This is a genomic window from Pseudoalteromonas sp. APC 3250 (assembly GCF_030407915.1).
GTDB classification, from domain to species: Bacteria; Pseudomonadota; Gammaproteobacteria; order Enterobacterales; family Alteromonadaceae; genus Pseudoalteromonas; species Pseudoalteromonas tetraodonis.
The window spans coordinates 135,680-148,987 of the sequence record NZ_JASDCM010000004.1; the positions used below are offsets into that span (position 1 = coordinate 135,680).

Genomic DNA, 13,308 nt, shown 5'->3' on the forward strand with positions numbered 1-13,308 from the left:
TTACTTGTTAAACAACATAAATTAATAAAAAATTATGATCTACCTGAATGACCTAAAAATGGGACTTTTTTTACAAACAGTTTAAATGCCTGATAGTAAATACCTTTGAAAATAGACCATGTCATTGCTGGAAAACGCTTAAGCAATTTACTCATTTGTGCTGTGCAAAGTGTTTGACGCTGTAACCTTAGTGATGCGTCAAAAAGTAATTCGTCATCACGCTTATTTTCTATACGTATCAGTATATTGTCTTGCTTTTGTCGAACAGTCCAATGGTAGTTCATATCTAAGTTCATGAAAGGTGATACGGAAAAAACTTTCTTAAAGTTCACTTTTTTTTGTAGTGGAACCAAGTAGTAATGTCGTTCATTCCATGGGGTATTACTCACCTCAGCGACCATGTAGCTAAATTGATTATCATAATGGCCAAAAAAATAAAAATTAACGGGGCTAAAGTAAATACCCAAGCAGCGTAACTGCCCTAACATATAAACATGACTGAACTTTTCTGTAACCCCTAGCGCAGCTAACTGAGCGTGAGCACGCTCTACAATGGGGTTATTGTCAGTATTCGGCAATCCTTTCAAATAATCAGACTGTTTAAATTTTAAAGCCTTAAATCCTGTGGTACCAAGTTGTTTATGTACCCCGTTAAGTGCTTCGATGTTATTTAAGTCAACCCACATCATATAAAGCGGGTAATTAAACGCGTGGTGTTTAACAGCAAAACGGCGATGTTTAACATCGCCTAAATACACTGCATTAGTCAAACTCTACTCCAAGTTGCTTGGCCACATCAACGGCGCTGCGCACACCATCCTCATGAAAACCGTTGTACCAATACGCTCCGCAAAAGTACGTGTTATTTTGTCCATCAACGGTATGTTTTTGCTGTTGGGCGGCAATAGACTCTTGGTTAAATACAGGATGATGATAGGTAAATTCACGTAAAATTTTACTCTGATTAATACCTTCTAAGTGGTTCAAGGTAACGCAGAACTGTGTATCTGATTTGATCCCTTGAAGTATATTCATTTGATACGTAACCACCGCCGCTTTATCGGTATTATTATTGAGCAAATAATTCCAACTTGCCCATGCGGCTTTTCTATCCGGTAATAATGATTCATCAGTGTGAAGTACTACTGAATTTTCTGTGTACGGGATAGCACCCAAAACAGTGGTTTCTTGCTCACAAGGATCGCCAAGCAAAGCTAAAGCTTGATCAGAGTGACAGGCAAAAATGACTTTATCAAACTGTGCTTGCTGATCATCTGCAAAGGTAATTGTTACGCCTTCTGCGTTTCTAGTGACAGACTTAATGTGACTGTTAAGTTTTATATTGTCGGCAAAACCGGCAATTAAAGGCTTAATGTATTCTCGCGAGCCACCGGGAATAACGTACCATTGAGGTCTATTGGCAATGTCTAGCAAACCATGGTTGAAGAAAAACTTTACAAAAAACTCAACCCCTACATTTTCCATTTCTTTAATGCTAGTAGACCAAATGGCAGCACCCATAGGTAAAATGTAGTGGTATTTAAAGAAATCATTAAAACGATGTTGTTGTAATAATTGACCTAGTGATTGCTCTGTGTAGTGACCTTTTGCGTGCAAAGCCTTACATAACTTATTAAAACGCACGATGTCATACAATAAACGCCAAAATTTAGGTCTAACTATATTTCTGCGCTGAGCAAATAAACTACTAAATGTATGCCCATTGTATTCAAAGCCGGTTGCTTCGTTATGCACACTAAAACTCATTTGTGTCGGTTTACGTTTTACACCAATGCGTTCAAGCAACTTTTCAAAATAAGGGTACGTTCTATTATTAAATACAATAAACCCCGTATCTACCGCGTAATTAATACCGCTGTGCTCTACATCTACAGTTGCGGTGTGACCACCAATATAATCATTTTTTTCAAATAATGTGACATCGTAATGCTTGTGCAGTAAATGCCCGCAGGTTAAACCTGATACGCCAGTCCCAATTATTGCTATTTTTTTCAACGGGTTAATCCTTTTGCAATTTTAAGCCAAAGCGAAAGTGGCAATATTCGCAATGCTTTAAGTATAAGTATAAAACGATAGGGGAAATGAACTTCTTTGCGGCGTTTAGCGACGCCTTTTATTATATAGTCAGCCGCTTTTTCGGCTGTAACAGCCATCGGCATAGGGAAATCATTTTTATCAGTTAAAGGGGTTTTTACAAAACCAGGGTGTACTAATGTCACATCAACATCGGTTAAATCTATCGCTAGGCTCTTAGCTAAATAACTAACGCCTGCCTTTGATGCACCGTAGGCTTCTGAACGTGGTAATGGTAAATAAGTAACACTTGAACTAACCATTACTAATTGCCCGCCAGAGACTATTTTTGGTAAAAGCGCCTCTAAGCAGTAACCCATTGATAACAAGTTAACGTTAATAACGCGCTCAAATAAGGCGCTATCAAAATTACGTGCATCGTCAACATACTCGCAGTTGCCAGCATTAAGAATTACGCGGTCAAATTGTGGGTAGCCGAGAGTGGCAGCTTTTATATCTTGCAAATTGGTTGCATCAAACTGGCAGGTTTCTATGTTGTTATGTTTGGCAAGTTCAGCGAGCTTTTGCGTATTTCGTCCACACGCAATGACTGTATCACCCTGCTCAGCATACTTAATAGCAAGTTTCTCACCAATACCCGACGTTGCACCTGTAATAAGGGTAATCATAGTTAACCAGCCCTTTTATCAATAAAATTAATGATATTACCTAGTAATGGGATATGCTTGTATAACAGCTCACCAGCATTAAAGTAATCTCGATGTTTTACAATCTTGTCGCCTTCAAATACCAACTTGCTGTGCCCTTGCACTGTGATGGTTTTACCGGCATTCAGTTTTGGGTGAGAGTAATACATTGTCCAATACACAAATGCGTTATTATCGTTGGTAAATGAATCGGTTATGTCAAATCGACAATCCTTAACATTACTGTATAAACCACAAAAATAACGCCTTAAATCTTCTAGACCATTAATTTCGTGCAGCGGATCTATAAATTGTATATTTTTTGCATAAATTTCGGTTAATAACTCAAGGTTATTTTTATCAAGCTTTTGATATATTTCTACAAATTTATCGACTGATAATTGGTTATCCATATCACACCTTAAATGCATCTAAAGCCCTAGCTCGTGCTGCTTTATGATCAACAATTGCCGGCCAGTAACAGTGTTCACTTTGCCCCGTTGCTGCTAAATAGGTATGAGGAAAATGAATGTGTTTATCTGGGACTTTTTCTAATTCAGGCAGATATTTACGAATAAATTGACCACTTGGATCAAAGCGTTCACTTTGAGTAATAGGGTTAAACACTCTAAAATAAGGCTGTGCATCACAGCCTGTACTTGCCGCCCATTGCCAGCCGCCATTATTCGAGGCTAAATCACCATCAATAAGGTGCTGCATAAAAAACTGCTCGCCCTTACGCCAGTCGATTAAAAGATGTTTAGTTAAGAAACTTGCCACTACCATTCGCAAACGGTTGTGCATCCAACCAGTTTGCAATAGCTGTTGCATGGCAGCATCAACAAGTGGATAGCCAGTGCGGCCTTCACACCAAAGCTTAAACTCAGCCTCATTATCACGCCAAACAACACTATCGTACTTTTCGTTGAAATTAGCACCGCGCGATAATTTAGGAAATTCGGCAATGAGGTGTTTATAAAATTCACGCCAAATCAGCTCGTTCACCCACGTAAAGGTTTTACTTTTTGAGGTAGTCAAAATATCTGGATACTGCTGTTGTATGTTGACCATTAACTGCTTACTGCTAACAACCCCTAATGCTAAATATGGGCTTAAACCCGATGTTCCTTTTACACTAGGTATATCGCGTACATCATCATAACTTGCTAATTTATCATGGATAAAATTATCGACCACACTCGCTAAGGTGTCGTCATCAACCGGCCATTTCTTTGAACTGTCATCACTGCTGAGTAATTCACACGATTCAATATCAATAGGGTTTGAAGATAATGGCCACGACACCAAGCTAAAGTGAGTATCTTGATACTGTTTTAACCACGCCCGCTTAAAAGGCGTAAACACTTTATACATTTCATTGTTTTGAGTGCGTACACTGCCAACAGGTGCAATGATGTCACCTTCGTATAAAGTAAATGTTATTTGCTGTTGATCGCATTGCGCTTGAATCGCTTTATCTCTATTAAACTCATTAAGCTCATATTCTTTATTGGCTATTATGTGTTTAATCTCATACTGCTGACAAAAATCGAGAAGCTTAGTTTGGCAGTCTGTGAAATAAGGAGCCTCTATCACGTGTAAATTAATGCCATACTCAGCTAATTTTTCACGTATGTAACTGACTCTGCGTTTTAGTAAATCAATTTGAATTGGGGCAGTGTTATGCTGTGCCCATTGTTTTTCGCACACAAAAAAAATGGTGTGTTTAGCACCATTATTTAACGCTTCAATAAGCGCTTCGTTTGAAAAAAGGCGCAAATCACGCCTAAACCAAAATAGTGTATTCATTACAAACCGTAACGTAACTTTAATTCATTAGGATAAGGGTTAAAGTATATTTGCTTGCTTAAATATTCATTAGGATGAACCTTTAAATGATGCTTAAGTAAGGTTAGTGGTACATAAAGCGGTACCAACCCTTGGCGATATTCGTCTATTGCATCTCGCATTTCTTCTTTTTCGATTTTCGATAAATCTCTTTTGAAGTAACCTTGCAAGTGCATTAAAGTATTTGAATTGTTTTTTCTTGACGCAGGACGTTTCAACGCGGTCATTAAACCGAGAATATACTCATCGGCTAATGCGTTTATATCATCACCTAAATAAGTACCAAGCAAGTGGCCTAAGTCACGGTAAGCTTGATAGTTATGAGCCATCAACAAGTATTTGTATTGCGCGTGAAACTGAGTTAACCGATGAACTGTAATGGGTTCTTTCACCAACTGCTGCCAGTTATATAATGTATAAACACGCATAACAAAATTTTCGCGTAAATGAACGTCGTTCAAGCGACCGTTTTCTTCACAGGGCAGTAATGGGTTGTGTTTCATGATTTGTTCTGCAAAAAAACCAATCCCTTCAGAGGTGTTACCGGTTCCTGCTTCATTGTAAATTTTAACGCGCTCCATGCCGCAACTCGGGCTTTTAGCACAAAAAACAAACCCACTTAAATGACCAGCTTGCTCTGTGGCTATTTTTTTGCCGTATTCTGTTAGCTGAGGGCCAACATCACCTGTACCATCTGGACGACACACTTTAATAGTATCAGCAGTTCTTACTTGACGAATTGTCGGGCGCGGTATAGGTAAGCCAACCGCAACCTCAGGACAATACATTTTATATTCAACATGTTTTGCCAGCTCTTCCATACAAAAGTTAGATTTTTTGTGGCCGCTGTCAAATCTTACCTTTTCGCCTGCTAAGCAGGCGCTAATACCTATTTTTATTGTATCTGTTTGCATAGATTCTCTTAATAAATCAAGCTGCCAATTGGATTAAGCAACTTGCTAAGTCCTTTATTGAAATGTAGCGCACTACTGACTACAGTAAAGCACAAACATCCCTCTTTTGTTAAAGGAGTATGTTGATGACGGCCATCTTGCCAAATAAAATCACCTGGTACATAACTGCCTTCTTCATCTGTAAATTCGCCATCAAGAAGTAGCGTAACTTCAAAACCTGTATGTGTATGCTCAGGAATTTCACCGCCTGCGTCTATGTGCAATAAACTCGAGCGCAAATGCCCATCGTCAAGCGCTATACGTGAACGAGCAAGCTTACCTACTTGTGTAAATTTGCTATGAGAAATACGTGTTAATGCTCTTGGTAAGCTGTAATTATAGTCATTCACTTCAATAGTGACAGGTTCAACGGCATAAACTTCATCAATCGAATCGTCTGACGTGATTAATTCAAGCAACCCTGAGTCCGCTATATCGTCGCTTTGCTCATCGTTATTAACATTCATGTTGTCACTAAACACTACTTTTGCATTACTTGCCTCGTGTTTTTCAACCTCAGCTTGGCATATTGGGCACATATCTACATGAATAGATACGGCTAAGCTTAGTGATGCGGGAAGTGTTGCTGCACAGTATTGTGTCAGTAGTGTTTCACTCGGGTGATGTTTAATCATGCTGATCTCCCATTTCATTACGTAATTTCTGCAAGGCTAAACGTAATCGTGATTTTACCGTGCCTACTGGAATGTTTAATTGTTGAGCAAGCTGCTCTTGCGACATATCTTGAAAGTAAACACCGCGTACCACTTCTCTTTGTGCTTGTGGCAGTTTATCTAAGTAGCGCTTAATTTGTTTATCTTCAAGGTGGTCACTGTATTCGTGATGTGTATCTTCTGATTCATTCAATAACGGCCAGATGTCTTCACTGATATTTTCTTCTTTGTTGCTTTTCATTTTTCGAAGCATATCAAAGGACGCATTACGCATTACCGTATAAACCCACGTAGTGGCTGCGCCTTTGTCGCTGTTGTACAAATGCGCTTTTCGCCACACTGAAGTGAGCGTTTCTTGCACCAGCTCCATTGCTTGGGCCTCTACACCAAACTGCTTAATGCCAAAGCGTTTGATCTTTGGTGCAAAATATTCAAACAAGTACGCGAAAGATTTTTTATCGCGAAATTGGGCTACATTAACTAATGCTTCCCTGAGTTCCGTACTTGGCGTTTCTGGCATGGCAGTATACTTACCTGTGTTAGGTTCACAACGTAATGTTTGTTGTTGACTTACCATAGTAAAATGTCCCGTTATAGCTTTTGTAAGTACCATTACGAGCTAAGAATGTAAGCGGATCAAAATTATTTTAGGCAAATTCGTTATTAATCACAGTATGGAGGAAATTCAGCAAGTTATCAAAATTAGTTTCAAATGCAAGTTGTTGTTTTTTCTCAATAGAAATAGGGAGAAGCTCAAGCCATCTGGCAACAACCCAAGTAAGTTGATTAAACTGGGTATGTTTATAAAGAGACTGTAGCTGTGGGTTATTAGAGAATACTTCTTCTAGTGCCACTTGAAGTAGTTGATGTTCACCAATGTCATGATTACTGCTATTGTACCAATAAGGTGTATTGCACGCAGAGACCTCGCCATGGCGTAACTCCTGTACGTCTTGGTACACGTTATCTAGTTGCACACTTTTTGATGCAAAAACATCAATCAACAGCATACCGCTTTCGTCTTGGTCGAAATCAATAATATCCATTAAACACCCTTGGGCGCTTATATTAAATGGTGTGTCGTGTTCGAAGGTGCAAAGTACAAAACCGCTGTTTGTTTTTAATGCGTTTTTAACCATCGTCAAATAACGAGGCTCAAATATACGTAATCGCGTATAGCCTTCAGGTAATATAAAAATCGGTAATGGGAAAATCGCACGTTTCATAAAGTCTACTTCTTTCAAACACTCTGCCTTTATTTACGTGCGCTCTATTGAAGTCGATCAGCTTTAGTTACATCGATTGTTTTACCGTGTAAGTGCATTCGCTAATTAAACCTCGTTCCCACATTTTTTATCATGTAAGCGATGTAATATACACTCAGTACACTTGCCACTGGCGCCAACATCAGGGCTAACAATTCGAACTCGCTGTTCATCACTTATTCCCTATTTTTATTGCTTTTGTTGTGTTTTTACTACAAGTTGCTTTTCATCAATGCCACTATTATCAACAACTGGGTTGGTTTGTAGTAAACCATCTAAAATAGCTTGGGCATCAAAAGAAACGGCTTCTTTTACTGACTGTTCAAGTTCATGGGTTGCTTGTGATACATAAGTTGTCACCGTTTTAGTCAACATATCTGTAATATCTAAATCGACCTCTGTTGCATGTACTTGAGATGAACCTAATAAAAGTAAACTAGCCAGTGTCATGTTAATTGAAGTTTTCATAATGTTATTCCTTGTTTGTTTATTGGTTAATACACCTAGATACAATCAAGGGCTGTGCCATAAAGAAAAAAATCAATAAACCTTTGTTTTATAAAGATATAAAATAAAAATGTTAAGATTTGCAAAATATGTGTTAGTTAATTTAACTAACAATTTAAAAAATATAACCAAATAGTAGTGTATTTTTTAACATGCCGTAATCCATAAACTGGCAGCACCATGTCAATCAATTCTCAATTGATAATTTCAGCGCACACTTGTACACTAAACACCAAATTATAAGTGGTAAGATCTGTTATGTCTGTTGAAGCGCCCTATTCTAAAAAAGAAGAGCTATTAAATGTTGTTAGCCATGCTTTAGGTATTTTATTTGCTACGTTTGTAATTTGGGATTTATTTAATCAAGCTAACTCTGTAAAAGGTTACGCCAGCACAGTCGTTTATGGCAGCAGCTTATTTATTTTATTTTTGTCCTCTACACTTTATCACGCCAGTGTTCGCCCTAAATTAAGAGCGTTTTATAAAAAATGTGACCACTGTGCTATTTACATGCTTATTGCTGGCACATATACCCCTTTTTTATTACTCTCTTTATCTGGGATTTGGTCTTGGGCTACCTTGGTATTTATTTGGACAGTAGCTTTAGCCGGTGTTGCTTATAAACTGCTTGTTAAAAATGGCAATAAAAAAGTGTCACTCGCTACCTATTTATTAATGGGCTGGTTTGCACTGGCAATTATATACCCACTTTACTCAAACTTACCTATCAACGCACTATACTGGCTACTTACTGGCGGTTTATTTTATAGCGTGGGTACATTGTTTTACAGCGCTAAAAACACTCAATATAGCCACGCTATTTGGCATCTTTTTGTCATTGGCGGTTGTGTAAGTCATTATATTGCCATTACTCACTATGTGTATTAACTAAATACACATAGTGCCTTCCTAGCTAATCTCACAATGTAGCCTATTATTTTACTCAAGCTTTAGTAAATCACGGTGGTTATTTTAAAGTATAATTAAATCTCCCTAATGCTTTAGATGACTGTTTGCTATACTGTTTCAGGAACTTAAAACGCCATTGTTCTAAATGGACGCGGCTTAAACAACGCTAGGTGTTATTTACATTGTCACCATCTAATACTCGACCACAGATACTGAGCTTGTTTATAAAAGCAAGACTGGTGTTGATCACATTGTTAATCTCAACGCTTGCATCTGTGTATTCAATTTATCTACTCGATCAATACATTTATCAGCAAAAGCAAAACTCTATCAGAAAGGTGGCGGGTAGCTACGTTAACCATATTAGAAATAATCTTAACCAAGCACTTTCTGCAGCCTATCCTATTGCGGCATTAATTCGTACTCAAAATGGCGAGACTAAAGGCTTTGAAGAACTCGCTTCTGAAATGTTAAGTCTTTATCCTGGTCTTGACGCCTTACAACTTCATAAAAACAGTATTCTTACACACGTTGTTCCACTTAAGGGCAATGAAAGTGCTATCGGTAATAATGTTTTAGAGAACCCACTGCGAACGCAAGAGGCATTTTTAGCCAAAAAAACAGGTAAATTAACCCTTGCTGGCCCTTTTGAATTATTTCAAGGTGGTATGGGTACAGCGGCTAGGCTGCCTGTGTATCTAGATACCTCACAGGGAAACCAGTTTTGGGGATTTGCCACTGCGCTTATTCGTTTTCCTGATATTCTTCAAAGCGTTAATTTAGCTCAACTGCCACAGGCAGGCATTGGTTATGAGCTTTCAAAAGTCATGCCCGATACAAATGATGTGCAAATCATTGCTACCTCAGACAACCAAATAACAAAAAACACGGTCGACTTTAACATACAAGTGCCAAACGGCGTTTGGGTATTTAAAGCCTACCCTATCAGGGGCTGGCAAGACAATAGTATGCTGTTACTTGGTATTGCTATTGCGGTTGTGTTTACTTTTTTAACTACACTTTCATCTTATCTGATAACCCGATTAAGAGCGAGCCACCTAAAATTAGAAAAAAAAGTAGAGCAACGTACTCATGCATTACAAAATAACATTAAAGCACTAACTGATACCGAAAGACGACTTCTTTTAAGCCAAAAAGTGGGGGGAATTGCGACTTGGGAATGGGACATAAAAACCAATATAATCCGCTTTTCTGAACATGGCATAAGACTAATTACCGGCAATGTTAAACAATTAGAAATGACTAAAAATGAATACCTAGCCAGTATTCACCCAGATGATCGTACCAATATAGTAAGCGATATAAATCAATGTATTGACGCTGCGAAAGAATATAATGTTGATCATCGTATTATTACTAAACGGGGTAACGTTCGTTGGTTTAATACTAAAGGGACTCTTGTTAGAGACAACTCTGGTAGCGCAATTACCATGCTGGGTGTCTCGGTTGATATTACCGAACGTAAATTAATTGAAGAAAAACTGCATTTATCCTCTCGGGTTTTTAGAGATACCCACGAAGGGATAATTATTACAAATGCGGATAAAGTTATTGTTGATGTCAATCCTGCCTTTTGTCATATAACCGGTTATAGCCATGATGAAGTTATAGGTCGCAATCCATCATTTTTAAATTCGGGCAAACAAACTGAGTCATTTTATAAAAACATATGGAAACAGCTCAGCTTATATGGTCATTGGCAAGGTGAAGTATGGAACTGCAAAAAAGACGGTGAACTGTATGCTGAACTACTCAATATTTCAGTTTTAAAAGACGACAACAACGTTACTTTTTACTTAGGAATTTTTACCGATATCACCCAAGCTAAACGCCAACAAGAGCAACTTAGTCGTATTGCACATTATGATTTATTAACTAACTTGCCAAACCGCGTATTGCTTGCCGATAGACTCAGTCAAACCATGTTGCAATGCCGTCGCCTTAACAATTCTCTGGCTGTGGTGTTTCTTGATTTAGATGGATTTAAGCATGTTAATGACTCTCATGGCCATGATATTGGCGATAAATTATTAATTGCACTTTCTATTCGTTTAAAAGATGCACTTCGTGAAGGTGATAGCTTGGCCCGTATTGGTGGCGATGAATTCGTTGCTGTATTGACTAATTTAGGATCAGTTGCCGATTGCGTGCCCGTACTTGAGAGGCTTCTGGCCGCAGCAGCTAAACCTGTCACTGTTAACGATATTGTTTTGAATGTCTCTGCCAGTATTGGCGTAACAATATACCCAGAAGATAATTTAGATGCTGAACAACTGATGCGCCATGCCGATCAAGCCATGTATATTGCCAAACAAATGGGCAAAAATCGTTATCATTTATTCGATACGAGTCAAGGAGATACAGTTAAATTACAGCAAACCGGCATTACACTTATCCGTGAAGCCTTAGCCAATAATTGGTTTGTACTTTATTATCAACCAAAAGTAGATATGCGAACGGGCAGTATGATTGGTGTTGAGGCATTAATACGCTTGCAACATCCAGAGCGCGGCCTGCTTAGCCCTATTGAATTTTTACCGGTAATTGAAAACAATGCGCTAATGATAGACGTTGGCGAATGGGTTATTAACGCTGCATTATCTCAAATTAACCAATGGCAAATTTTAACACCTAGTTTAAACATAAAAGTGAGCGTTAATGTTGCCGCAGTTCAATTACAGCAGCCTGAATTTACAGCGCGGCTAACTGAATTACTATTGGCTCATACACAGGTCGATGCTAGAAACCTAGAGCTAGAAGTACTTGAAACCAGTGCACTTAAAGATGTGGCCCACGTATCTAAAACCATGCAAGATTGTAAAGCTTTGGGCGTTGAGTTTTCACTAGATGACTTTGGTACGGGTTACTCATCACTCACATACTTAAGGCGTTTACCTGCAAGCTTAATAAAAATAGATCAAAGCTTTGTTAGAGATATGCTTGAAGACTCGAACGATTTAGCAATTGTAAAAGGCGTTATTGCACTGGCTAATTCGTTTAAACGAAGCGTTATAGCTGAAGGCGTAGAAACCCCTGAGCATGCAGCAACACTAATGCTACTTGGCTGTTATCTAGCACAAGGCTATGGTATTGCTAAGCCAATGAAAGCCGAAGATATTCCTATTTGGCTAGACGAATGGACCGCAGATGAAATTTGGGCTTTAACTGACTTACATAAAATGGATAATTAGTTTATTGCCAGCGGTGTTTTGCCATATTAATTCGTTGATTGTTAAAAGTAACACCCTCAGAAAGTAGCTTTTCTCGTTGTGTTTGATACTGCGCACTGCCCTGTGCAAACGCTATTTTACCTTGGCTGTTAACCACTCTATGCCAAGGGATCGTCGAATCTTTTGGCATCTCTTTTAATAATCGGCCAACTAGCCTTGCATTATTAGGATACCCTGCAAGCGCCGCTACTTGGCCATAACTGGCAACACACCCTGAGGGTATACTCGCAATAATAGTATAAATAACCGTTTCTTTATTAACGTCCATTATTGTTTAAGTACTCCTGACTGAGTAATTCAAATTGCTGCCAAATTTTACGGGCAACAGGACCATGGTGCATAGCATGTTGACGAAAAGCACGAATTTGCGCGCTAAACTGATGCTCTCTGTTTGTTACTATTATTTGCTGTAATGAGCCCGCGGCAATTTCTTTTTTACAGTGGCCTAAGCTCATCATTGCCCATCCTGCACCTGACAATAAAAACGACTTTAGGGTAGATATGTCATCTATTTTCATCACCGCAGCCCCTTTAGAATAAGACAGCCTGTCGCTGTCTATGCTCAAGCCACTTTCAAACATCGCTAAACACGGGTAAAGTTGTAACTCATCGTAGGTAAGCTGCTTAGGTAAAATCCCTTTTGCGCCAACAATACCTATATCTAGCTTGCCTATCGGTAAGCTTTCTAAATCGCCGGTGGCATGAAATAAATCAAACCATGGGCCAATCCCAAGCTCGGCTTGGCCGGTATTCACTTGCTCTAAAGATACAAACCGTTTACCACTGGTTAAACGAAATTCTGTACTAGAAAAATGCTTAAAAGTATTACTTATGATCTCGTTATAACTTTGCACATGACAAATTTGCTCATAGCAAACTCTATATTGCGCTTCATTCCCCAGCGCCAGCTCGGTTGCAAGCTGTGTAAGCTGCTCATTCGCGTTTAAAAGCTGTTTAGCTTCACGATGAAAAATACGTCCTTTTTCGGTAAGTTGTAATCGGTATTTAGAACGGTCGAGTAGATCAAAACCTAATTTCGCCTCTAAGTTTTTAATCGCCAGTGTCAATGCAGGCTGAGTTTTATGTAGCTTTAATGCAGCGCCACTTAAGCTCGCACTTTGCACAATAGCATCTAAAATTTGTAATTGATTAAGTTTCAT

At 38.6% G+C, this 13,308-nt stretch carries 14 protein-coding genes; 2 read left to right on the forward strand and 12 right to left on the reverse strand.

Features of this window, described 5'->3' with window-relative positions; all coding sequences use genetic code 11:
- Positions 1–32 precede the first annotated feature (32 nt).
- From QL986_RS06120 to QL986_RS06165, 10 genes are all read right to left on the reverse strand, one after another.
- The gene (locus QL986_RS06120) at positions 33–770 is read right to left on the reverse strand and encodes a DUF1365 domain-containing protein (protein ID WP_290191325.1); all 738 of its coding nucleotides are present in this window, start codon (positions 768–770) and stop codon (positions 33–35) included.
- The gene (locus QL986_RS06125; RefSeq protein ID WP_024600869.1) at positions 763–2,016 is read right to left on the reverse strand and encodes an FAD-dependent oxidoreductase; all 1,254 of its coding nucleotides are present in this window, start codon (positions 2,014–2,016) and stop codon (positions 763–765) included. Before QL986_RS06125 ends, QL986_RS06120 begins: the two co-directional genes overlap by 8 nt.
- Positions 2,013–2,723 (reverse strand): SDR family NAD(P)-dependent oxidoreductase, encoded by a 711-nt coding sequence (locus tag QL986_RS06130; RefSeq protein ID WP_024600870.1) that lies wholly within the window; start codon positions 2,721–2,723, stop codon positions 2,013–2,015. The genes QL986_RS06125 and QL986_RS06130 overlap by 4 nt, the downstream gene beginning before the upstream one ends.
- Before the next feature lie 2 nt (positions 2,724–2,725).
- Positions 2,726–3,154: a nuclear transport factor 2 family protein gene (locus tag QL986_RS06135; RefSeq protein ID WP_013463257.1), complete on the reverse strand. Its 429-nt coding sequence runs from the start codon at positions 3,152–3,154 to the stop codon at positions 2,726–2,728.
- A gap of 1 nt (position 3,155) precedes the next feature.
- The gene (gene phrB / locus QL986_RS06140; protein WP_036954823.1) at positions 3,156–4,550 is read right to left on the reverse strand and encodes a deoxyribodipyrimidine photo-lyase; all 1,395 of its coding nucleotides are present in this window, start codon (positions 4,548–4,550) and stop codon (positions 3,156–3,158) included.
- The gene (locus QL986_RS06145) at positions 4,550–5,503 is read right to left on the reverse strand and encodes a DUF523 and DUF1722 domain-containing protein (protein WP_013463255.1); all 954 of its coding nucleotides are present in this window, start codon (positions 5,501–5,503) and stop codon (positions 4,550–4,552) included. Before QL986_RS06145 ends, phrB begins: the two co-directional genes overlap by 1 nt.
- 8 nt (positions 5,504–5,511) lie before the next feature.
- Complete coding sequence (locus QL986_RS06150; protein WP_290191326.1) at positions 5,512–6,177, reverse strand: ChrR family anti-sigma-E factor; 666 nt, start codon at positions 6,175–6,177, stop codon at positions 5,512–5,514.
- Positions 6,170–6,793: a sigma-70 family RNA polymerase sigma factor gene (locus QL986_RS06155; RefSeq protein ID WP_290191327.1), complete on the reverse strand. Its 624-nt coding sequence runs from the start codon at positions 6,791–6,793 to the stop codon at positions 6,170–6,172. Before QL986_RS06155 ends, QL986_RS06150 begins: the two co-directional genes overlap by 8 nt.
- Positions 6,794–6,863: 70 nt before the next feature.
- Complete coding sequence (locus tag QL986_RS06160) at positions 6,864–7,442, reverse strand: LON peptidase substrate-binding domain-containing protein (protein WP_198147832.1); 579 nt, start codon at positions 7,440–7,442, stop codon at positions 6,864–6,866.
- Between the two features lie 228 nt (positions 7,443–7,670).
- Positions 7,671–7,949 carry a hypothetical protein gene (locus QL986_RS06165; protein WP_013463251.1) on the reverse strand — a complete coding sequence of 93 codons (279 nt, stop codon included), beginning with the start codon at positions 7,947–7,949 and terminating at the stop codon, positions 7,671–7,673.
- Positions 7,950–8,246: 297 nt separating this feature from the next.
- On the opposite strand from QL986_RS06165, the gene QL986_RS06170 reads away from it, so the two are divergent.
- Positions 8,247–8,876, forward strand: a complete 630-nt coding sequence (locus QL986_RS06170) for a hemolysin III family protein (RefSeq protein ID WP_024600874.1) — start codon at positions 8,247–8,249, stop codon at positions 8,874–8,876.
- A gap of 203 nt (positions 8,877–9,079) precedes the next feature.
- Positions 9,080–12,109 (forward strand): EAL domain-containing protein, encoded by a 3,030-nt coding sequence (locus QL986_RS06175; RefSeq protein ID WP_290191328.1) that lies wholly within the window; start codon positions 9,080–9,082, stop codon positions 12,107–12,109.
- 1 nt (position 12,110) lies between these two features.
- On the opposite strand, the gene QL986_RS06180 is transcribed toward QL986_RS06175, so the two are convergent.
- Complete coding sequence (locus tag QL986_RS06180) at positions 12,111–12,416, reverse strand: MGMT family protein (protein WP_076921812.1); 306 nt, start codon at positions 12,414–12,416, stop codon at positions 12,111–12,113.
- Positions 12,406–13,308 (reverse strand): LysR family transcriptional regulator, encoded by a 903-nt coding sequence (locus tag QL986_RS06185; RefSeq protein WP_290191329.1) that lies wholly within the window; start codon positions 13,306–13,308, stop codon positions 12,406–12,408. Before QL986_RS06185 ends, QL986_RS06180 begins: the two co-directional genes overlap by 11 nt.

Excerpts from the sequence above, each read along its gene's own strand:
- QL986_RS06130 (WP_024600870.1), bottom strand. The coding sequence starts at position 2,723 with ATGATTACCCTTATTACAGGTGCAACGTCGGGTATTGGTGAGAAACTT.
- QL986_RS06135 (WP_013463257.1), bottom strand. The coding sequence starts at position 3,154 with ATGGATAACCAATTATCAGTCGATAAATTTGTAGAAATATATCAAAAG.
- phrB (WP_036954823.1), bottom strand. The coding sequence starts at position 4,550 with ATGAATACACTATTTTGGTTTAGGCGTGATTTGCGCCTTTTTTCAAAC.
- QL986_RS06145 (WP_013463255.1), bottom strand. The coding sequence starts at position 5,503 with ATGCAAACAGATACAATAAAAATAGGTATTAGCGCCTGCTTAGCAGGC.
- QL986_RS06150 (WP_290191326.1), bottom strand. The coding sequence starts at position 6,177 with ATGATTAAACATCACCCGAGTGAAACACTACTGACACAATACTGTGCA.
- QL986_RS06155 (WP_290191327.1), bottom strand. The coding sequence starts at position 6,793 with ATGGTAAGTCAACAACAAACATTACGTTGTGAACCTAACACAGGTAAG.
- QL986_RS06160 (WP_198147832.1), bottom strand. The coding sequence starts at position 7,442 with ATGAAACGTGCGATTTTCCCATTACCGATTTTTATATTACCTGAAGGC.
- QL986_RS06165 (WP_013463251.1), bottom strand. The coding sequence starts at position 7,949 with ATGAAAACTTCAATTAACATGACACTGGCTAGTTTACTTTTATTAGGT.
- QL986_RS06170 (WP_024600874.1), top strand. The coding sequence starts at position 8,247 with ATGTCTGTTGAAGCGCCCTATTCTAAAAAAGAAGAGCTATTAAATGTT.
- QL986_RS06180 (WP_076921812.1), bottom strand. The coding sequence starts at position 12,416 with ATGGACGTTAATAAAGAAACGGTTATTTATACTATTATTGCGAGTATA.
- QL986_RS06185 (WP_290191329.1), bottom strand. The coding sequence starts at position 13,308 with ATGAAACTTAATCAATTACAAATTTTAGATGCTATTGTGCAAAGTGCG.